Source organism: Methylorubrum zatmanii (genome assembly GCF_014845115.1).
Classification (GTDB): Bacteria; Pseudomonadota; Alphaproteobacteria; order Rhizobiales; family Beijerinckiaceae; genus Methylobacterium; species Methylobacterium zatmanii.
In genome coordinates, this window is the sequence record NZ_NKUI01000055.1 from 1 (window position 1) to 20502 (window position 20502).

At 64.5% G+C, this 20502-nt stretch carries 16 protein-coding genes and 1 tRNA gene; 5 read left to right on the plus strand and 12 right to left on the minus strand.

Annotated elements, in window-relative coordinates; all coding sequences use genetic code 11:
• Positions 1–470: 470 nt before the first annotated feature.
• The 3 genes from MZTS_RS07960 to MZTS_RS07970 all read left to right on the plus strand — a co-directional run bounded on the left by MZTS_RS07960 (position 471) and on the right by MZTS_RS07970 (position 2817).
• Entirely contained in the window at positions 471–1025 is a 555-nt protein-coding gene (locus tag MZTS_RS07960) for a YciE/YciF ferroxidase family protein (protein WP_192283084.1), read from the plus strand.
• A gap of 11 nt (positions 1026–1036) precedes the next feature.
• Complete coding sequence (locus MZTS_RS07965) at positions 1037–1273, plus strand: DUF2171 domain-containing protein (RefSeq protein WP_192283085.1); 237 nt, start codon at positions 1037–1039, stop codon at positions 1271–1273.
• Positions 1274–1920: 647 nt separating this feature from the next.
• Positions 1921–2817 carry an IS481 family transposase gene (locus MZTS_RS07970; RefSeq protein WP_192283086.1) on the plus strand — a complete coding sequence of 299 codons (897 nt, stop codon included), beginning with the start codon at positions 1921–1923 and terminating at the stop codon, positions 2815–2817.
• 10 nt (positions 2818–2827) lie between these two features.
• Here the strand turns inward: MZTS_RS07970 and pyk are convergent, their stop codons facing one another.
• From pyk to MZTS_RS07990, 4 genes are all read right to left on the minus strand, one after another.
• On the minus strand, positions 2828–4240 hold the full coding sequence (pyk, locus tag MZTS_RS07975; RefSeq protein ID WP_192283088.1) for a pyruvate kinase: 1413 nt from the start codon (positions 4238–4240) through the stop codon (positions 2828–2830).
• 48 nt (positions 4241–4288) lie between these two features.
• Entirely contained in the window at positions 4289–4645 is a 357-nt protein-coding gene (locus MZTS_RS07980; protein WP_192283090.1) for an MOFRL family protein, read from the minus strand.
• A gap of 101 nt (positions 4646–4746) precedes the next feature.
• On the minus strand, positions 4747–5823 hold the full coding sequence (locus tag MZTS_RS07985; protein WP_192283092.1) for a tartrate dehydrogenase: 1077 nt from the start codon (positions 5821–5823) through the stop codon (positions 4747–4749).
• Positions 5824–5956: 133 nt separating this feature from the next.
• Complete coding sequence (locus MZTS_RS07990; RefSeq protein WP_192283094.1) at positions 5957–7255, minus strand: MFS transporter; 1299 nt, start codon at positions 7253–7255, stop codon at positions 5957–5959.
• Positions 7256–7389: 134 nt separating this feature from the next.
• On the opposite strand from MZTS_RS07990, the gene MZTS_RS07995 reads away from it, so the two are divergent.
• A complete protein-coding gene (locus MZTS_RS07995) occupies positions 7390–8304 on the plus strand; it encodes a LysR family transcriptional regulator (RefSeq protein ID WP_192283106.1) in 915 nt (304 codons plus the stop codon).
• Positions 8305–8958: 654 nt separating this feature from the next.
• Here the strand turns inward: MZTS_RS07995 and MZTS_RS08000 are convergent.
• Both MZTS_RS08000 and MZTS_RS08005 read right to left on the minus strand, forming a co-directional pair.
• Complete coding sequence (locus MZTS_RS08000; RefSeq protein ID WP_192283096.1) at positions 8959–9378, minus strand: hypothetical protein; 420 nt, start codon at positions 9376–9378, stop codon at positions 8959–8961.
• Between the two features lie 104 nt (positions 9379–9482).
• Positions 9483–9824 carry a hypothetical protein gene (locus MZTS_RS08005; protein ID WP_192283098.1) on the minus strand — a complete coding sequence of 114 codons (342 nt, stop codon included), beginning with the start codon at positions 9822–9824 and terminating at the stop codon, positions 9483–9485.
• 548 nt (positions 9825–10372) lie between these two features.
• Between MZTS_RS08005 and MZTS_RS08010 the strand changes: the two genes are divergently transcribed.
• A tRNA-Arg gene (locus MZTS_RS08010) sits at positions 10373–10449 on the plus strand.
• 13 nt (positions 10450–10462) lie between these two features.
• On the opposite strand, the gene MZTS_RS08015 is transcribed toward MZTS_RS08010, so the two are convergent.
• The 6 genes from MZTS_RS08015 to MZTS_RS08040 form a co-directional block, all read right to left on the minus strand.
• Positions 10463–11263 (minus strand): DEAD/DEAH box helicase, encoded by an 801-nt coding sequence (locus MZTS_RS08015; RefSeq protein WP_343068722.1) that lies wholly within the window; start codon positions 11261–11263, stop codon positions 10463–10465.
• An 85-nt stretch (positions 11264–11348) separates the two neighbouring features.
• Complete coding sequence (locus MZTS_RS08020; protein WP_192283100.1) at positions 11349–16520, minus strand: DEAD/DEAH box helicase; 5172 nt, start codon at positions 16518–16520, stop codon at positions 11349–11351.
• Between the two features lie 22 nt (positions 16521–16542).
• Positions 16543–17559: a nucleotidyl transferase AbiEii/AbiGii toxin family protein gene (locus MZTS_RS08025; RefSeq protein WP_009866180.1), complete on the minus strand. Its 1017-nt coding sequence runs from the start codon at positions 17557–17559 to the stop codon at positions 16543–16545.
• Complete coding sequence (locus MZTS_RS08030) at positions 17552–18145, minus strand: DUF6088 family protein (protein ID WP_009866181.1); 594 nt, start codon at positions 18143–18145, stop codon at positions 17552–17554. Before MZTS_RS08030 ends, MZTS_RS08025 begins: the two co-directional genes overlap by 8 nt.
• A 584-nt stretch (positions 18146–18729) precedes the next feature.
• On the minus strand, positions 18730–18981 hold the full coding sequence (locus MZTS_RS08035) for a hypothetical protein (protein WP_192283102.1): 252 nt from the start codon (positions 18979–18981) through the stop codon (positions 18730–18732).
• 38 nt (positions 18982–19019) lie between these two features.
• Positions 19020–20378, minus strand: coding sequence for a tyrosine-type recombinase/integrase (locus MZTS_RS08040; RefSeq protein ID WP_192283104.1), 1359 nt, complete (start codon positions 20376–20378; stop codon positions 19020–19022).
• Positions 20379–20502 lie beyond the last annotated feature (124 nt).

The following is a 20502-nucleotide window of genomic DNA, read 5'->3' on the forward strand; positions in this document are numbered from 1 at the left end:
GAGCCATCCACCCCATCTGCGTATCAGTGTCTCTCACAAAACTCCCGCTGCGCCGACGCGATCAGAAGCGCAACGGTCGGCGGACGGGAGTTTCGTGGGGCAGTGTAAAGGCCGTGGGGCAGAGGCAAGTGTCGAGACAGGGGGCTCATCGCCGCAGATCGCCCCTGACGAGGCGGATCGTCTCGGCCCGGACCGGCGGTGGGCCCTCATGAGGGCCGGGAGGCACCCCTGCGGTGAAAGCGGTGCCCATGCCGTCCTCGCCGCAGCACCGAAGTGGGATGCCCCGTCACACGCTGCCGGAGATGGGCACCGGCCGCACCAAACCTGGGAGTGTGGTTCCCAAGATTTTGGGTCGGACTCCCGGATTAATTTTCGGACCCCGTCGCCCAAGGCCACGTTCTTACGAGACGCGCTGCCGGTGAGATCACTCCCGCAGCCTCAGTCGTTCAACGGGTCGGGAGACGGACACCATGGCCACCAAGCAGAAAACCTTGCAGGATGCCTTTTACGAAACGCTGAAGGACGTCTACTACGCCGAGCGTCAATCGGTGCGCGCCCTGAAGAAGTCGGCCAAGGCCGCCGAGCACGACGAGCTGCGTCAGGCGTTCGAGACCCATGCCGAGGAGAGCGCCAATCAGGTCGAGCGGCTGCAGCAGGTGTTCGAGATCATCGGCAAGCCGGCGCGCGGCAAGACCTGCGAGGCGATGCAGGGTCTGACCTCCGAGATGGAGGAGGATCTGGAGGATTTCGGCGACAGCCCGGCCGCCGACGCCGTCTTGGCCGCCTGCGCGCAGGCCGTCGAGCACTACGAGATCGCCCGCTACGGCACGCTCAAGACCTGGGCGACCCAGCTCGGCTACGGGGATGCCGCCAAGCTGCTCGACGAGACCCTGCAGGAGGAGAAGAAGACCGATCAGCTGCTCTCCGAGATCGCCGAGCGCATCAATACCGAGGGCTCCGAGGCCGACGACGATCAGGCGGAGAAGGCTGCCCCGAGGAAAGGCAGCAAGGCCAAGGTCGCTTAAGGAGTCCGACCATGGTCGATACCAGCCAAATTCAGGAGCACATGCCCGTCATCGGCTCCGACGGTGGCCATGTCGGAACCGTCGATCATCTCGACGGACAGAGGATCAAGCTGACCCGGACCGATCCCGACGCTCAGGGTATCCACCACTTCATCCACATCGACTCGATCGATACGGTCGAGGGGGGTGAGGTCCGGCTGAACCGCACGGCGGCCCAGGCCAAGGACGAGTGGGGCACGGCGGCGTAGGCCTCCGCGCCTGTCCCTCGGGAGGGCCGCGACAAGGCGGCCCTCCCGATCCTCACACAATCGCGGCGCGTGGGCTCATGGGCGCCGCGATGCCTTCCCATGTCTTGCCGAGACGACGAATCGACGCCGCCACCTGCCATCCCGAAGGGATCGGGCGGATGAGAGGGACCGCGCTCGGCCGGCGCAGGATCACCGCCGCGTCCGGCCACATGTCGCGACCGGCGAGGACGCGCCGGCCGCTCACGAACCACGGTGCATCTCATCCCAAGTCCGTTTGATCCCTTCGGGATGGCGGATCCGGGCTTCGCTCAGGCGCCACGCGGGCTTGTTGGCTCCGATCAAGCGGATCCCGTGTCGGCTGGGCGACGAAGGCCTTGCGCGACGATGGCCTCGTCACCCTCACGGCTCGCCAACTGGTCATTCACGACTGAGGGCGCCTCTCCGATGCGGCCGAATTCGACCCGACCTACCTGCATCTGAAGCGCTATGGGGGCTGACGTGCGAACGGCCACGGGACAGAGTGGTGACGCCGCCCCCAATCAGGGTCTGCGCGTCATCGACTAGGTGTGAGCTTTCAGGAGGCTGTCCATCCGATGTGAACCGAGGACGCTGGAGTTGCGACGCTTCAGCTCTCCCGGAGAGACCGGATGAACATCCACCAGAATGCGCGTTTGACGCCGTCAGGTCGAGAGCGCTTGGTTCGGCTGGCCCGGAGCGGGCTCAGCCCGAAGACGGTGGCCGCGACGATGGGCGTGTGGCCGAAGACGGTGGGCAAGTGCGTGGCCCGCTTCGCAGCCGAAGGAGCCGCCGGGCTGCAGGATCGCTCCTCACGGCCTCACACGCTGCATCGCCTGACCCCGATCGCGACGCAGGAGGCCATCCTGGCCTTGCGTCGGCAGCGCCTGACCGGCGCGCAGATCGCCCGTGACTTGGCCGTCTCGCCCACTGCCGTCAGCCGGGGGCTGCGCCGGCATGGCCTGAGCCGCATCCGTGATCTTGAACCACCTCCACCCGTCCAACGCTACGAACGCACCGGTCATCGCATCATCGGCGACCGCACCCGACAGAGTTCAGGGCGCGGCATCGGCCGGGAGTACCTGCACTTAGCCGTCGATGACCACTCTCGGCTCGCCTACTCCGAGATTCTGCCCGACGAGACCCGGACCTCCTGCCTCGCCTTCCTCTTCAACGCGCTGCGTTTCTTTCGTCGCCACGGCATCGGCGTCGAGCGCGTGATGACCGACAACGGGCCCGCCTTCAAATCCAGGCGTTACGCCAAGGCCTTGCGACGCCTCGACATCCGCCGCAAGCGCACAAGACCCTACATGCCGAGAACCAACGGCAAGGTCGAGCGATTCGTCCAGACGTCCTTGCGCGAATGGGCCTATGCCCGCGCCTACGACACCTCCGAGCAGCGCCGCGCGGAACTACCCGCCTTCTTGTTCCACTACAATTGGCACCGCCCCCAAAGCGGCATCAACGGCTCAACGCCCATCAGCCGCCTCGGCTTGGCAGACGACAACATGTTGAGCATCAACATCTAGCGTGTCGAGCTTACATTTGTATTACACGGATGTTGTTGGTGTTGCCGACCGTGTGGAACGGGATGCCGGCTGCGGCCACGATCATGTCGTTGGGCTTGGCGAAGCCCTCCTCCTGCGCGTGGTGGCATGCCTTGGTGGTCATCTCCTCGTAGGAATCGACATCGTCCGTGCGAACGCTGTGCGTGCCCCAGAGCAGGCTCAGCCGCCGCGCGGTCTCTCGGCTCGGGGTAAGTGCCAGGATCGGCACCGCCGGGCGCTTGCGCGCCACGCGCGCCGCCGTCGTCCCGCTGGTGGTGTAGGCGACGATGGCGTTCGCCTGGACCGCTTCGGCCAGCACCGCCGTCGCCGTAGCGACGGCATGGGGCGGGGTCTCCTCCTCACCGGGCTCGGAGGCCGCGATGATCGAGCGGTAGAGCTTGTGCCCTTCCACGCTGCGGATGATGCGGTCCATCATCGCCACCGCTTCGACCGGGTAGAGGCCGGTCGCCGATTCCGCCGACAGCATCACCGCGTCGGCGCCGTCGTAGATCGCGGTGGCGACGTCGGAGGCTTCCGCCCGGCTCGGGGCCGGCGCGCCGACCATCGAGTCGAGCATCTGCGTCGCCACCACCACCGGCTTCACGGCCAGCCGGCAGGCGCGGATCAGCTCCTTCTGGCGCCCCGGCACGTCCTCGTGCGGGATCTCGACGCCGAGATCGCCGCGGGCCACCATCACCGCGTCGGACAGGCGGATGATGTCCTCGATCCGCTCCAGCGCCTGCGGCTTCTCCACCTTCGTCATGATGCCGGCCCGGTCCCCGATGAGACCGCGGGCCTCGAGCACGTCGGAAGGTTTCTGCACGAAGGAGAGCGCGACCCAGTCGACACCGAGTTCGAGGCCGAAGGCGAGGTCGGCGCGGTCCTTCTCGGTCAGGGGCGAAAGGTCGAGCAACGTGCCGGGCAGGTTCACGCCCTTGCGGTTCGAGACCGCCCCGGCGGTGACGACCTCGGCCTCGATCACGGCCGCATCGACGCCGACGACGCGCACGCGCACGCGCCCGTCGTCGATGAGCAGTTCCTGGCCCGGGATGACGGCTTTGAAGATCTCGGGGTGATTCAGCGGGATCGCATCCTTGCCGCCCTCCGAGCCGCCGAGCACGAAGCGCACCCGCTCGCCAGCGACGAGATCGAGCCGGCCGTCGCGGACGGTGCCGACGCGGATCTTGGGGCCCTGCAGATCCTGAAGGATGCCGATCGGCCGCCCGACTTCGGTCTCCAGCGCGCGGATGGCGGCGTGGACCCGTGCGTGGTCCTCCTGCAGACCGTGGCTGAAGTTGAGGCGGAAGGTGTCGACCCCGGCGAGGAACAGGGCTTTCAGCATCTCCGGCGTGTTGGTCGCCGGGCCGACGGTCGCGACGATCTTGGCATGACGGTAACGGCGCATGGCTGGTTCGGCCGCAAGCGACCGCCTCTGCAGGATGGAATCAAGCGATCAGGACCGCGCGAAGTCGTTCACGTTGGTCAGGGTAGGGCCCGTGATGATCCCATCGCTCAGGGCCTCGAGGAAGCCATGCCCATCGTTTCGATCAAGGCGGGCACGTAAGCTGAGACCTCGGGCGGGGGTCTCCGGGGTGAGGATCGCTCCGGCGATCCTCACCCCGGAGAGCAGCACAAAGGGTGCCGCCAGCGGCAGGCCGTGGCCGGCGATGCTCTTGGCAATGCCGGCCATGACACGGCCGACCCCGCGCGCCTCGCCCCCGATGGCGTCCCGAGGATCAGGGGGGGGGACGCCCACCCGCCGTGCGAGGCCGGCGGCGGCCTCAAGCGCCATCGGCGGGGTCGCCACCATACGCAGATCCGGCCGGGCGAGGCGAGGATCGCCGGGCTTCGCCGTCTCTCCGGCACCGCTTTCCAGATGGGCTCGCACGGAGGGTGGGCTCGAGCACGGGCCTACTCGTTGTCACCCTGGACGGCGGCGATGACCGCGTCCGTGACCTGACGGGTCGTCGCCTTGCCGCCGAGATCCGGCGTGTGCAGGTTCGGATCGGCGGTGACGCGCTCGACCGCGCGCATCAGCCGGTCAGCGGCCGCCTTCTCGCCGAGGTGCTCCAGCATCTGGCAGGCGGTCCAGAAGGTCGCGATCGGGTTGGCGACGCCCTTGCCGGTGATGTCGAAGGCCGAGCCGTGGATCGGCTCGAACATCGAGGGATAAGTCCGCTCGGGGTTGATGTTGGCCGTCGGCGCGATGCCGAGCGAGCCGGCCAAAGCCGCGGCGAGGTCCGACAGGATGTCGGCATGCAGGTTCGTGGCTACGATGGTGTCCAGCGTCTCCGGCTTCATCGTCATGCGCATGGTCATGGCGTCGACCAGCATCTTGTCCCAGGTCACGTCGGGGAAGTCCCGGGCGACCTCGGCGGCGATCTCGTCCCACATCACCATGGCGTGACGCTGCGCGTTCGACTTGGTGACGACAGTCAGCAGCTTGCGCGGGCGGGACTGCGCCAGCTTGAAGGCGAAGCGAATGATCCGATCGACGCCCGAGCGGGTCATCATCGAGACGTCGGTGGCGACCTCGTTGGGGTGACCCTGGTGCACGCGCCCGCCGACGCCGGCGTACTCACCCTCCGAATTCTCGCGCACAATCACCCAGTTCAGCTCCGGCCCGGTGACGTGGCGCAGCGGGCTGGTGATGCCCGGCAGGATCCGGGTCGGGCGGACATTGGCGTACTGGTCGAAGGGCTGGCAGATGGCGAGCCGCAGGCCCCAGAGCGTGATGTGATCCGGCACGTCCGGCGCGCCGACGGCACCGAAGAAGATCGCGTCGTGATCCTTGATCTGCTCACGCCCGTCGGCGGGCATCATCACGCCGTGCCGCTTGTAGTAGTCCGATCCCCAGTCGAAGTGGTCGAACTTGAACCGGAAGCTGCCGGTCTTCTCGGCGAGCGCATCCAGCACCTCAATGCCGGCGGCGATCACCTCGATGCCGATGCCGTCGGCGGGAATGGCGGCGATGCTGTAGGTCTTCATGACGGATATCCTTGAGGGTTGAGGTCGAGAGGAAGAATGGGTTGGAGCGCTTTCGAGAAGTGGACGCCGGTTCATCCGAAGAAGGCGCGCCAAAACAAGAACTTAGAGCCGCGCCCGCCCCAACGGGGCGGCACTAGTGCGCGGCGACGCGGGCCGACTCGGCGCGACGCCCGGTCCGGGCGACGACGAGGCTGAGGATGGCGGAGAGGACGAGCAGGCTGGCCACGAAGACGAGCCCGCCGGTGAAGCTGCCGGTCTTGTCCTTGAGCCAGCCGATCACCCAAGGTCCGACGAAGCCGCCGAGGTTGCCGATCGAGTTGATGGTGGCGATGCCGACCGCTGCCGCGGAGCCCGACAAGAACATCGTCGGCATGGCCCAGAGCGGGGGCTTGGCCGCGCTGATGCCGACATTGACGAGGCTGAGCGCGGCGATGACCGCGACGACCGAGGCGGCGGCGCCGGCGAGCGCGAGGCCAGCCGCCGCGACGAGGCAGGCGATGACGACGTGCCAGGTGCGCTCGCCGGTCTTGTCCGAGTGGCGGGCCCACAGGATCATGGCGACGACCGCAATGGTCGGCGGCACGGCGTTGAGCAGACCGACCGCCATGGTCGACAGGCCGAAGCTTTTGATGATCTGCGGCGCCCAGATGCCCAGCGTGTAGAGGCCGGCCGAGGTGCCGAAATAGACCAGCGCCAGAGCCAGCACGCGGATGTCGGCGAGCCCGGCGAGGATGCCGTGCTTGGCGGCCGTCTGCTTCGAGGCGCGCTCGTCGTTCATCTGCGCGACGAGCCAGTTCCGCTCGTCTTCGGGCAGCCACTTCGCCTTCTCGGGCCGGTCCGTCATGTAGAACAGCACGACGATTCCGAGCACAATCGCGGGAATCGCTTCGATGATGAACATCCACTGCCAGCCGTGGAGTCCCATGAGCCCGTCCATCTCCAGGAGCGCGCTGGAGATCGGCGAGCCGAGCACCACCGAGATCGGCGCCGCCGCCATGAAGAGCGAGACCACGCCGGCGCGGTGCCGGGCCGGGAACCAGTAGCTGAGATAGAGGATGATGCCGGGAAAGAATCCGGCCTCCGCAGCGCCCAGCAAGAACCGCAGCACGTAGAAGCTCGTCTCGCTCTCGATGAAGGCGAAGGCGCCGGAGATAAGCCCCCAGGTGATCATCACCCGGGCGATCCACAGCCGAGCGCCGACCTTGTCGAGGATGATGTTCGACGGCACTTCGAACAGGAAGTAACCGAAGAAGAACACGCCGGCGCCGAACCCGAACACCGCTGATGAGAAGCCGAGATCCTTGTTCATCGTCAGGGCCGCGAAGCCGATGTTTACGCGGTCGATGAAGGCGACGAAGTAGAGAAGCATGATGAAGGGCACGATCCGCCAGGATACCCTGCGGATGGTGCGCGCCTCGATGGCGTCGCCCATGGCCGTCTCCTACCTGAACGGGACGACACTTGCGGCCATCCTCGCGGTTTACCCTCTCAGGCAGAGGGGGGCAGAGATAGCTGACGTAAATTATACAAATATGTGATATAGTGGCCGCAGGAGAGGAGCGGGCTTTGGATCTTCAGCAACTCCGCTGCTTCGTCGCGGTGGCCGACGAGCTGCATTTCGGCCGTGCCGCGCAGCGGCTAGAGATGCTGCCGGCCGCTCTCGGGCGCTTCGTCCGGTTGCTGGAAGAGAGCCTCGGCGTCGATCTTTTCGTGCGCACGACCCGTTCCGTGGCGCTGACGGTGGTGGGCGCCGATCTGGTCGAGCAGGCGCGCCGGATCGTCGCCGATGCGGACGCGCTCGCGGTTCGCGCCCGGGTGCAGTCACGGATGACGGCCACCACCCTGCGCATTGGCGCCATCGACAGCGCCGGCGCGGGGCTGTTGCCGATGCTGCTGCAGGATTTTCGCACGACGCATCCGGACATTGCCGTGCAGATCGTCGAGGACAAGACGATCCGCCTACTGCCGCGCCTACTGTCCGGGCGCCTCGACCTCGCCTTCGTCCGCCCCCCTGATCATCGCGACGCGGCCCTGCATTTCGAGCCTTTACTGCACGAAACGGCCGTGGTCGCGATGCCGACGGATCACCGCCTCGCGACTGCTCCGAGCGTCGCGGTCGCCGATCTCGCGGACGCGCTCCTGATCGTACCCGATCGCCGCTCGCGTCCGCATAGCCACGACCTGACGATCAAGCTCTTCGCGGAGGCCGGAATCACCGCACATATCAGTCAAGCCGCGGACGAGAAGCAAACAATCGTCAACCTCGTCGCCGCGGGGCTCGGACTCGCGATCGTGCCGCGATGGACATCGAGCATCGGCGTGCAGAGCGTGGCCTTCGTCCCGGTCCTGTCCGCATCCGGTGCCCCGATCCGGCGTCTTCCGCTGGCAGCCGCCTATCCAAGAGATGTGCGCGACCCTGTTCGAGGCATGATGCTGGAGACGCTCCATCGTAACCTGGAACGCTACGCCGCCTCGGCGTAGCGAATCCGTGCTGGCTGAGGGCAACCCTCGACACAGAAGTGGGCCGGTTCGAAGCTCTTGCGGTTCAACCCCCGGATCTTGCTGAAGGACCGCTCACGCTTCAGATCCGACACTCAACCAGCGATGTGCAGGGTCTGGAATGGGCCGGAAGAAGCTCACCACCCGAGCTGTGCCGAACGTCCTTTTACCGTCCTCCCCACGCTGTGAGGACGGACCACAAATGGCCAGGAGCCACAGCACCCAATGGCCAGGCTTGCAATTCTCTGAGCCGGATCAGCGGTCTGCCTCTGCCGCTCTGATGACTCGTCCAGAAGCGGTTCCGCGCTCCCGGGATTTTGGACCGTGCTCATGCCTGTGCGGCAGGGGCTCCGCCAACTGATCTCTCGGTGTGATCGCGCCCAACCGCCGCCGATGAATTCTCATCGGCGGTGGCTGTGCTGTCCGTTACGCGCTGCCGCGACGCAGCTCGGAGCTCCGCGCGTTCAGCACCGCGCGCAGCTCTTGCACCTCCGTATAGGCAGCCTCAGCCTTCTCGAAGGTGGCCAGTCCGTCGTGGCGGATCTCCTGGGTCAGCGCCTCGATGCTGCTTGACCGCTGCCAGGAAGCTCAGGATTTCGGGGGAATGGGGCATGGTATCGGTGTCCTTGAGTGATGTCAGTGAGCGGTGGAAGTGAAGGGTTCGACCCGGACGGGGACGGCGCCGTCCGGGAATTGCAGCGGCAGCCCCGCTGAGAGATCCTGGGGGCTGATGACGATGCGGCCGGTGTCGGTCGCGATCACCAGCGCCAGGGCTTCGCTCAGGGCTGTGTTGTCCTTGGTGTCACCGAGAGGACCCACCTCGACGGGAACGGCATCCGGCTCCTTCCACGCGATCCCGCTGGTTGCCGCGCTCAATCCTAACAGCAGGCTCTGCTCGACGGCCCAATCGAGCTGCCGCAGCCGTGCCTCGGCCCTGGTGACGAGATCCTGAAGCGCCGCCTCGAACGCGGTCGTGGCTCGCGTCAGGGCGATGCGGCCGCCCCGAGATCCTCCTCGATCGCAGCGTCGAAGGCGCCGAGCGTGCCGCCACCGCATCGAAGGCGATGCGCGGCGTGCCGGCATGGCCGAGGCGCTGTCAGCCCTCATCATCGTGGCGGGCGGCGCCTGCCTGACGGGATTCACCTCGCTGCTCTGAGCCGTCAGCGCGGAGCCGTCCAGGCGCGCAGCGGCGGGCCGGTGTGGAAGCGCTCGGCCCCTTGGACAAGGAACGCCGACGGATGCTGCGTGCAGAATGCGCGCAACGATCCCACCACCAGATCGGCGTTCAGACCGGACAGGTCGCGAAACTGCTGATCGCGCACCACCAGCACGTTGTTGATGCCAGTGGCGAAACCGAGCGTCCAGGTGAAGAAGGCTGATCGGTAGGCCGGCTGATCGGACAGGGACGTGGCGTCAGCGCAGGACGTCAGGCCGAAGCTGGCAGCGTTCGCGCCTTCGGCTCTGCAGGGTGGCGCGGCTAGGCAGCCGAATAGAGCCAGCACTACGAAGTCCGAATCGGCTGCAACCTCCCCCAGCGTCGCGGTGACACTGTAGTGACACCACAGCCGCTGAAGGCTGACGAAACGTCTGCTAAGTCATTGAACAGATTGGCGCGCCCGACACGATTCGAACGTGTGACCTTTGCCTGAGGGGCATGCTGCCATCCCTTTGCCATTCAGGCATTCAGTCGCCCCACACAGCGCCGTTGCGTCCGCCGCTCAGTTGGGCTACTCACGGGTCACGGCAAGCACCCGTAGCTCAGCTGGATAGAGCGTTGCCCTCCGAAGGCTGATGTCAAGGGGGAACGTAGCATAGAAGGTCGAAGAAAGGACAGAGAAAGCAGGGGGTTAGTGGAGGCCTCAAGCCCCCTGGAGAAGGCCGATTTTCTCGCGTAAGCACCGCGTAAGCAGGGCGCGGGGTAAAATCGGCGGATGATGGATACGATGGCGGGCGTTTGCGCGGCAGCCGGATCATCGATCTGAGAAGTGAGTTGAAGACCGCCGAATCCGTTGACCTCCGAAGGTCGGTCGGGCTAGGCGCTACAGTGATTGCACCCGTAGCTCAGCTGGATAGAGTGTCGGCCTCCGAAGCCGAAGGTCACAGGTTCGAATCCTGTCGGGTGCGCCATTTCCCCAAAATATCAACTAGATATGCCATCGCGTGCTGCGTGGATGCAGAAGCCTGCTTCCTTACGGTCGGCATGGAAGCGGCTTCGTTCGCAAGAATGCGGCGTCGCGGTCAGAAGGATCATCCGCCGTTCGGGATTCCGGGCCAACCCCGACAGAAGCTCGAAGCGTTGCTGCCGGCCCTGATGCGTACCCACGCAGGCATGAGCTTCATCGACGATGACGAAATCCGGGCAGGCGCGCGCGAAGCCTTCCCGGCGCTTCTCGGCCTTGATGTAGTCGAGGCTGACGACCGTGAAGGGATAGGCGTCGAACAGCGTCTGAGCGAGTGGCAGGCCGCGTTCCAATCGGCTCGCGGTGCCGGACGTGACCGGGACGGCGTCAATCCCGAAGCGCGCCTTCAGCTCTCCAACCCATTGTTCGACCAGATGCGGCGGGCAGAGCACCGAAAAGGCGTCCACCTCGCCCCGGTCCATCAGCTCGCGCAGAATGAGGCCGGCTTCGATCGTCTTGCCGATGCCGACATCGTCCGCGATCAGCAGGCGCGGCGCCGATAGACGAAGCGCCATCAGCAAGGGCACGAGCTGGTAGGTCCGCGGTTCGAAGGCGAGCTGCGCGGCTGATCGGAAAGGGCCTGCGCCACGGCGCAAAGCCAGACGCATCGCGTCCGCAAGCAGCGCCGCTTTGGCCTGAACCGTCACCGCGGCGTCGGCAGGGAGGTCGAAGTGGGCTGGCTCGACGGGTAGGAGTTCGAGCACGGGGTCGAGGACGACGGTATCGTTCTCGCCGCCGGACAGGGGCCGCAGCGCCAGCACGCCATCCCGGGGGGACGGGAGCGCGACCCACTCACGTCCGCGCGCTCGAACCAAGTCCCCAGGGGCAAAGTTTATCGTCATCGGATTATTCCCCGAACATCGAGAGCATCGCGTCGGGCACACCCGCAGTGACGGCTTCCGGCAATTCAAACAGCGTCCAACCCTTGGCTTCCGCCTCCTGGCGCGTTGCCTCGGTCGGGGAGGAGACGCAAGCGGCCACGAAATGGCTGCGCCAGGCGAAGGTCATCTCCTGGCCCGAGAAGGCGACGGCCGAAGCGTCAGGCGAAGGAATCCCCGCGTCCTTGAAGACGCCTTCCCATCCTCCGCCGTCGCCCGGCAGGCTCGAACGCGAGGCGAGCATGACCTGACCCCGCGCGAGATCGACCAGCAGTTGTTTTACTTGCTCACTTGTCCGGTCGATCAGCTCGTGATCGGGCTGGTTGAAATAGGAGAGGAGACAGCGGTAGCAGCCGCGGACGCAGGCCTCTCCATCGCGGGTGGCCAGCAGCTTGGCATCGCCCGCCGCGATCGCCTCGTCGACCTTCTCGAAGTGCATGAGGACCAGCGCTTCGCGGGCGACAGCGCCAAGCGCTTGCGGGTCCTCGATCAGCCGGCTCAAAACGCCGGCGCCGCCCTCGGTGGCTTCGTAAGCCAGGACGGCGCGACGATTGTCGCGAGCAGGCAGCGGCTCGCCGAGAACCTCGCCCTCTTCCAGTTGGAAGACCACCTCGATGCCCCGCATGAGGGCGTGCTGGACCGTCACGATCGTCTCGGGCGCATAGCTCCCAGGCTCGATGAAACGGAAGAGCAGCGCATTCTTGTGGTCGCGAACGATCGGGACGATGCGAACCGGCTTCACCACATCCGGCGGCGGATCGGTATCGGAATCCTCGTCGTCGGCTTTCGCCCAGTAGCCACTACGTGGGTCGATATAGAAACCGAAGACGGTCTGATTGGCCCGCCGCTTGAGCCCCTTGTTGATGCGGCTGATCTCGGCGCTGTTGGCGTATTGCAAGGTCAGAAGCGAGGCATCCTCGCAACGGAAGTCGGCCTCGGTGATCTGAACCCGTCCGTCTCGCTTCGGCCAGGAAAACACGGTCTGAATGTCGAAGCCTTGCCGGACGCGCTCCTCGTCGTTCGCCGTGATCCGTTCGGCCGGCGCCGCCTCGACGTTGTCGATCCTGAGTGTCCTCTGCACGGGGACCTCTCCCGCCATCGGACTGTTGCACGCATGGCAGCGCTCGACTTCCGCGTCGTGGCAGGCGCCGCAGTTCGAACAGATGAAGATGTCCCGGGTGGCGAGTTCCGCACCATCTCCGGCTCGGACTTCCGGCGGCAGCTTCGCTTTCAAGACCCGATAGGCGCGGCCTTCGTGGTAGATCAGGCTGCGCGGCCCGAACTCCGAAATGGCCAGGAAACGGGCACGCTGTAGGAACGAACCTGATTTTCCCTCCCCGGGGATGAAAGCATAGAGCGGGAGCCGCGGGAAATTATACCCCGGCAGGAAGCCTTCGGTCGCGAGATAGCGATAAGAATAGAAATCCGAGCCGTTGGAAGCCTTGCCCTGTTCGAGAATGGCGATCTGATCGCTCGCCTGCATCTGAGCGGCCTTGATCTTGCGGCGATCCGACGCCGAGAGGCCGGTGATTTCCGACCGAGCGTTGGCCTCCATCAGTTGTGTTCGCGCTGAGTTGTAGAGTTCCCGCCAACGATCGAAGGCGCGATCGAACTCTTGGGGCGCGCGTTGGGCCACTTGCGTGACGAAGTCATCCGGCTCGCTCATCCAGGCCGGCTTCCGGCCTTCCACAGAAGCGAGGATCTGATCGAGAACCCGCTTCATGGGACCATGCGCCGCGGTCGCCAACTCAGGCCGGTCGATGACGTCGTGGACTTCCGGCTTCAGCGGATAACCCGTCTCCGTCAGGTCAAGGATTTCCGGAATGTCCGGCGACAGGGCGAGCTTCGCCTCGGCAAGCCAGACGGCGTGCAGGTGCGAGCGCACGAGTTCTTCATTCGTGATGTCGAGCGCCGGCGGGCGGACGACACCGGCCACCATCTCATTGCGCCGTTCGAAGAAATACTGGTCGTGCGGCGACTGGGCCGCGCAATAGGTCACGATGACGGCAGCCTGCCCGGACCGCCCGGCGCGACCGGCGCGCTGAGCATAATTCGCGGGCGTCGGCGGCACGTTGCGCAGATAGACGGCGTTGAGGGCCGAAATGTCGACGCCGAGCTCCATGGTCGGCGAACAGAACAGGGCGGGCAGGAACTGCTCGGACTCTCCGGCAACCCGGAGTTCCGCCACGTTGTTCGCTAGACTTTCCTGATCTTCCTTCTCATACCGGAAGCGCCACTCGCGATATTCTCGCAACCTCTGAGAAACCTGGGCCGTGTGCTCGCGACCTTCGAGACCCCAGAAAGCGCTGTGGCCCTTCTTCAAATCGGCGGCGATTTCATTGTAGAGGTCGTGGAAATAGCGGTTTCCCTGTGCCGCGCCTTTCCGGATGGCCTCGCCGGGCACGATGCGAACCGCTGACGGCGCCAGGCGCCAGCCTTGGAGATCCGCTTCGATGTCGACGCGGGAGACCAAGCCTTCGCTCGCGAGAAGCTCCATCAGGCCGGTCATGACCGCCAGATAGTCCGCCTTGCCGAGCTTGGTCCCGATAACGCTCTTGCGGTTGATCAGGCGTCCGATGCGGGAATTGTGACCGGCGCGGACGATCGTCTGCTCTTCTCGCAGACTGACCCGGTCCTTGCCCGGAGCCTGGAGAAACAGGGCCGTGCGGCTTCTCGGCGTCTCTTTTGCATCGATGGCCCACGGCGCGCGCAGCAGATTTCGTGACTTCTGCGCAACGGCGTCGAGTTCGGTCAAATCCAGCGCTTCCGTACCGACGGCCAAACCGTCGAGCATGGCGCTCAGGAGCAGCTTCAGCATCTGCTGGCGCGCAGCGACATCGAGCGTGCCGAATTCCGGACGGATGGCCGCAAGCCGCTCCGTATCTGCAGCGATGTCGTCCAACCCGATGAACGCAACGTCGATGAGATCGAGCACGGAGAGGCTTGGGTTGGTGTAGCGCCATCCCCGGCGCAAGTCCGTCCACAACCGATGAGCAAGAACCTTGGCGAGGGAGCGTTGCGCATCCTCCCGGATCACGGCGCCGGCCTCTGGGTCTTGCATCCAGTGGATGCGGGCTTCCTTGTTGCTGGCCGTGAAGCCGAGCGTCTTTACGATCCGCAGACCGAATTCGTCCTCGGCCATGCCATCGGCGCCAGCGTCCAGAACGGCCCGCAGGATTGCCCCGCGCAGAAGGCTGACGAACAGAAAGTCATTGAAGTGGCCGGCCTGGAGCGCGGCATCCTGCCGGTTGTCGGTGAAACCAAGGAGCTTGCGCTTTTCCTTGGGGACGCCACTGTCATGCCCGTTCATCCATTCCAGGGCGGTTGAAACCAGCAAGGTGGTGGCCGAACTACGGCCCTCACCGGACAGGCCGGCAAGCTTGGTGCGCTCCCGCATGCTGGGGTGTGGCTGATCGAGGCAGCAGGGGCAGAACCCGAACTTGCCCGGTATGAACCAGAAGCTCTTTCCCGTTGAATTGGGGCGACCGTCGGGGGCGATTGAAACCATCTGCGGCGCCCGAGCTTTCCTGTTCGCGCGCAGCCGCTCGACGCCGTTGCGCTCCTCGCGCCAGTCTTCCGGATAGGTTTCGACGTCGCCCGTGAAGGCGTAATCGGCATCGCCGTCGCCCGTGGGCGTCAAATAGCCCGCAGCATCGCCCTCCTGATCATTGAGCGGTGCGTCATCGATGTTCCTTGGAACGAACAGGACACCTTGAGCATCATCGGCTCTGATAACGACATGGACCTCGTGCCCGCACTCCCTGCAGAAACGAGTCGGGTAGAGGCGATGGCCAGGCGCGTCGGGGTCTTCAAGCTGCCCCTCGAACAGCACGTTTCTCGGCTTCTCGGTCAGCGTGGTAAAAATCTCTCCCGCGCCCGAGATGAACTGGTGAAGCTTGAACGCCAGGAAAGCGCCGGTTCCCGAGCCGCCTCTGTCCTTTTCCGGTAGGCTGACCCGAGTGAGAAAGCCTTCAAGGTTCTTTCGGCAAATCTCGACGTCAACGCCGCTCTCGCCCGACAGCAAATCGACGGCGTGCCCGAACGGGATGGGCCTCTTGCGCTTCAGTTGCTGACCGTCTTCCAGACCGATCGCCAGTTCGGTCCAAACGGCCAAGGGGTGCCGCCTCAGAATCTCGTCAGTCAGCACAGCGGGAAGCGCAGACGTCAGGACTGATGCAAGCTTTCCCCGGACATCGTCGAGCTTCAGCCGATCGTCCGTCGCGCGTTCGAGCGACTCGTCGATGACCGATTCTGGACCGATGTTCGCCCCGAACAGGCGTGACGCCACATTCGCCACAGCCTGAGCGCGGTTCGCATCCGAACCTTCGCTCGCCATCGTGGCCGAAGTCCCGATACAGATCGGCGCTTTCTCTGGCGTGCAGCGGTTGCGAAGACGGCGGACGAGGATGGCGACATCGGCGCCTTGACGGCCCCGATAGGTGTGCAGTTCGTCCAGAACGATAAAATCCAGACCGCTTGCATTTTCGATGACCTTGGTGTCGAGACTGTCCTGCCGCGTCAGGAGAAGCTCGGCCATCATGAAGTTGGTGAGCAGAATGTCCGGTGGGTTGTCCGCGATCCGCTGCCGGTCCTCCTGGCTTTCCTGGCCGGTGTAGCGGCGCACGACTGGCTTGATCTCGGTGGGGAGGCCGGATTGGGAGATGAACTTCTCGATCTCGTTGATCTGGCTATTGGCCAACGCATTCATCGGATAGACGATGATGGCGCTGGTCCTGCGCGGCTTGCCGGCTTTGCGCGCGCGAACGATCGAGTCGACGACCGGCACGAAAAAACAGAGCGACTTGCCCGAGCCCGTGCCGGTCGTGACAACATAACTCTGGCCAGCTCGCGCCTTAGCGATGGACTGCGCCTGATGGCGATGGAACCGTAGGGGCGCAGGCCCGAACCGGAAGATTTTCCCGGTTGCTTCGTCGAGATCACCGGAGGCGACCAGATCGTCGATCGTCGGCCCTTGAAGGAAGCGAGGGTTGATGGACAGCAGGGCGTCGGGCCAGAAACGTCCCGCGTCGTATTGGCGATCGATCTCCGCCTTCAGGTCTTCAGATCGGATGGTGCTGAAAGACCGAGAGAAACGAGCGTAGGAATCGATAAGACGATGGTCGAATTCGAATGCCCTCATCGCCTATCTCTCCCCTCCCATTCTATTTAGCCGCATTATTTGCTTGCACTGTAATATCTGCACACTTCGCCATGAGCGCGTCGAACGGCTCAGCATCCCCCAGCAGGAGCCCGTCCTCAACCATGTGGGCATAGTCCGCTTCAAGGGACTTCAAGGCGTTGCCCGCGGGAACAAGGTGCAAGCCGCCAGTGACCGCCGCGGCATAGTCAATGGTGCTGCGGTCCGCCGCTTTCTCGGGGAAGAACATGCTCTTGTGGCACGCTACCGCTTGGGCGAGGCTGCGGTCAGCGAAGGCCACGGCAGCGATGCCCGCTTCGTCGAGCCGCACGACATCATGCCAGTGGCGGGCGAAGCGGTCGCCCCGCAGCCGTTCCTGCAGGCAGAAGACGTGGATGGCTGTGGCCTTCTCCCAGAATGTCCGCTCGGCGTGCATCACGCGCGGCCGCGCCGCCGGGAAGGCCACCCCCTCCACAAGGCTCGATGCGTCACAGACGACATCGCGCAGACTCGCCGGCTCGCCCGTTGAACGGGCGCCGAACTCAAGCATGACGACCGGGGCGACGTAGCCCGATCCTATTGCGGTCGCCTCATAGTCGATGAACAGCTTCTCGCCTTCGGCGCGTACCGCCGCCACCAGGCCTTCTGCGGCCAGTGCGCCGGCAATGACCGGTTGCGCGGCGCCGACAACCCATTCCGGCAGCCGTCGGCGGACTTCGCTCGACCACCGCTTCTCCTCGCTCCGGGTTTTCGGCAAAGCTTCGCTGTCGGAGCCAACGAGATCGGGGGCGATCGCCCGTATGTCGTAGGTCAGGTCGACATCTTCGGAGAATCGCCGAATGACGCCATAGGCTTTCGAAAGCGACGTGCCGCCCTTGAACACGAGGTGCTCGCCAAGCGGCGACCCGTACAGCGTGGCCAGCGCCCAGACCACCCACACGTCCTTTTCGAGGAGGTGGGCGGGGCGTCCCGAACGGTCGGCCGCGACACCGAGAGCGTCGCGGCGGTCCTCTGCCGACAAACTCAGGAAGGCCTCAGCCATGAGCCGCCTTGCTCACGCTCTGCGCTAGCCAGGTTGGGAGCTGCGGCGCCGCAGCGACCAGTTCGCCAAAGGCGGCTGGCGGCATCTTCCGCTTCAGCGTCCCAAGCGCCTCGCCGGCCTTCTCGGGGCCGAGCCACGCCAAGGCCCGAACGGCTTCTCCCGCCGGCCGGTTGGCGAGCGTCAGTTGCCAGCGCGGCGCGTGCCGCAGCTCGACGACCTGCTTGCCAAGGCTCATCGTCCGGCTGCGGCCCGAGGTGAGATAGACCGAACGGACCGGCACCTGTGTCGTTAGGCCGAGCGCGTTTGCGGCGGCCGCGCCGTTCGGGACGATGACCTCGCCCCTCTGGGTGGCGAGCGCCTCGACTGCCTGCTCGACCGAAGGCGCCCGTGTGCCGAACCGGCTCGTGACCGGACGGAGATAGACACCACGGCCCGCGCGAATGAGCTGGCCGCGTTCGGCCAGGCGCGACAGGGCCTGATCCACCGCGGCGCGATTGCCGAGGTGAAGCAGACTCTTGGCGGCCACGGGCGTCCCCTCGGGCAGCCCTTCCGCATAGGCTAGAATCTGTTCCGTCAACCGCTGCATGGCTGTTCTCCTGTCAGGAATATACGCAGATTTCTGACAGCCTTCAAGGAACTATCTCGGCGGCTCCTCACGGAAGAACCCCGCGAGCGATCGCCGATTGCCGCCGGCTGGTTGGCAGTCAATGACCCGCTAATTGGTAGTCGCCCAGAGGTTTCGATCGGATAAGTCGTTGAGGGGAAAGCCCTCCCCTGCGGTCGAGCCCGAGGTCTCGGTCGACCCCGTCCGCAGGGTCAGCCGCTCCGCAACTCCCCACTGAGAGGAAGAATTCGGACCGGATTTCCGTGACGGGTTGAGAGCTGATGCCGTGTGCCGGCAGATTGAATGGGCGCGCCCCTCTATTAAAGTATAGCGCCATAAGCCTTAATAACGGCAGGAACCAATTAAAGGATCGCGCTTGACGGATAGGGGGAACCACAAACCCCATGAGTTGATGCGGGCCAGTCCGATCATCACCATCCAGACGGTCTCGGAGAGGCTCGGCATCTCCTTCCCGACCGACGACGCAGCCGAATCTATGCATACTCGGGATACTTGACCTTACTTGATCGCGGCACCGATCAAATCCCAAACAGAAACGGGTCGTTTCAACTCTTACTGGAGATCAGATCAGCGCAACCTTCTGACAGCAGAACAACTCGCTTTTCGTACCCCAAGCCATTCAGCAGCGCGCCGATCATCCTCGCCGCCCTTGGCGGCAAACGCGCAATCTGAACTTCACCGTTGCTCCTGATCAAGCGCAACTCGATCTCGTCACGCTCATCGAGCACGGGCAATGACGCGACCAACCGCCGATCCTGTTCAGCAAGTTCGACGAGTTGGATGACTTCAGCGACCATGCCCTTCCTCCAAAATTCCGCGCGTTGCCGGTTCCGCATCATGCAGCCAAATGCTCCTCGGGAATCGGGGCATCGTCTCGCGCGCTGCTCATCTTCTTAAGGAAACGAGCCAAAGTCGCCTTTCTGGCCCCACGGTCGAGCGCATAAGACGTCTGCTTGAACTCGACGCCGTCAAGGAGGCCTTCGATGTAACCGGAGATCGTATCGGCGGCCATGATCAACGCCGCGTCCAGCGTATGGATATATTTGCTGGTGACGGAGCCTCGCGAGTGGCCGATCAATGCTGCAATGGTGGATTCCGTAAATCCAAGGTCGTTGGCCACACTCGCGAAGCTATGTCGGAGGACGTGCGGTGTGACATCCGCCAAGGCCGTGTTCCAGAAAATCTTCTCCCAGTGATTGGGAAAGCTGCCGAATGAGTTGTCCTCCTCGCCTCCTGGGAAGACGTACGTCTTTGAAATCTTCGCGCCGCGCTCCTCGAGGTATTCCACGACAGGCAGGCCGATCGGTCGCACAGACGCTCCCTCCTTGCTGTCGGCGAGTCGCAAACAGCTTGCTTCGATATCGACTTCCTCCCAGCGGAGCACCAGCATCTCCGACCGACGGCATCCTGTCAGCACGAGCTGCCGGATGATCTCCACCGTCATCCTGTACCTGTCGTTCTTCCCTGCTGCCCGGAGGATGGAGCCGAGCGTTTGATACTCGGCGTCGCTGAGACGACGGCTACGAATATTATCCTTTGGCCGTCGAATCCCGTGCGCGGGATTAGCTTCTATAATTCCTGCCCCGACGGCGTAGGTCAGTATGCCGCTGAGAAGTCCGACAGTACGTGAGGCTGCTCCCACACCGCCTCGCACGATGGACTTGCCCCGCAATTTCCCTGTCTTGAAACTGCCGTTGGTTTTACCGGCTATGACATCCTTCAGGACCTTATTGATATCCGCCTTGGTGAGGTCTTTCACCCGCCGCGTCCCGACCAGCGGAATGATGTGACGGCGGATTCGACCGACGTCGCTGGCGATGGTTGTCGGCTTCTTCGGGCGTCCACCCTTGCCCATAATCAAGCCGGCGTTCAGGTCCTCGAGATAACGCCCGCACAGCTCCTTGACCGTTATGGCTTTATGATTGAGTTGCCGCTGTTCCGACGGATCTTCGCCACGCGCGATCTTGCCGAAGAGAACCCTTGCCTCGTGGCGCGCAAGCTCGGGCGTCCAGAAGCCATGCAACCCGATGGTGAATCGGCGAGAGCGGCCGGCGAACCTATAATGAATGACATAGCTGCGCTTGCCGGATGGATATACCCGAAGGCCGAGGCCAGGCAGTTCGGTGTCCCAGATGAAGTAATCCGTCTCCCGCGCCTTGGCGGAATCCGCGGTACGTTTTGTGAGTTTTGGCATGTGTGGCGAGCGGCTTTCCCTTGGCGAACGCGCCAAGGAAGCGCCGGGAATGGGGAGCAACGAAGTGTCCCTTCCCCAATCAGAATCGTTGGCGAGATTCGTATTTAGAGCCGTGCCCGAGCGG

Excerpts from the sequence above, each read along its gene's own strand:
- MZTS_RS07970 (WP_192283086.1), top strand. The coding sequence starts at position 1,921 with ATGAACATCCACCAGAATGCGCGTTTGACGCCGTCAGGTCGAGAGCGC.
- MZTS_RS08040 (WP_192283104.1), bottom strand. The coding sequence starts at position 20,378 with ATGCCAAAACTCACAAAACGTACCGCGGATTCCGCCAAGGCGCGGGAG.
- MZTS_RS08000 (WP_192283096.1), bottom strand. The coding sequence starts at position 9,378 with ATGCGGTGGCGGCACGCTCGGCGCCTTCGACGCTGCGATCGAGGAGGA.
- MZTS_RS08025 (WP_009866180.1), bottom strand. The coding sequence starts at position 17,559 with ATGGCTGAGGCCTTCCTGAGTTTGTCGGCAGAGGACCGCCGCGACGCT.
- MZTS_RS07965 (WP_192283085.1), top strand. The coding sequence starts at position 1,037 with ATGGTCGATACCAGCCAAATTCAGGAGCACATGCCCGTCATCGGCTCC.
- MZTS_RS08020 (WP_192283100.1), bottom strand. The coding sequence starts at position 16,520 with ATGAGGGCATTCGAATTCGACCATCGTCTTATCGATTCCTACGCTCGT.
- MZTS_RS07980 (WP_192283090.1), bottom strand. The coding sequence starts at position 4,645 with ATGGTGGCGACCCCGCCGATGGCGCTTGAGGCCGCCGCCGGCCTCGCA.
- MZTS_RS07960 (WP_192283084.1), top strand. The coding sequence starts at position 471 with ATGGCCACCAAGCAGAAAACCTTGCAGGATGCCTTTTACGAAACGCTG.
- MZTS_RS08030 (WP_009866181.1), bottom strand. The coding sequence starts at position 18,145 with ATGCAGCGGTTGACGGAACAGATTCTAGCCTATGCGGAAGGGCTGCCC.
- MZTS_RS07990 (WP_192283094.1), bottom strand. The coding sequence starts at position 7,255 with ATGGGCGACGCCATCGAGGCGCGCACCATCCGCAGGGTATCCTGGCGG.
- MZTS_RS08035 (WP_192283102.1), bottom strand. The coding sequence starts at position 18,981 with ATGGTCGCTGAAGTCATCCAACTCGTCGAACTTGCTGAACAGGATCGG.
- pyk (WP_192283088.1), bottom strand. The coding sequence starts at position 4,240 with ATGCGCCGTTACCGTCATGCCAAGATCGTCGCGACCGTCGGCCCGGCG.
- MZTS_RS07985 (WP_192283092.1), bottom strand. The coding sequence starts at position 5,823 with ATGAAGACCTACAGCATCGCCGCCATTCCCGCCGACGGCATCGGCATC.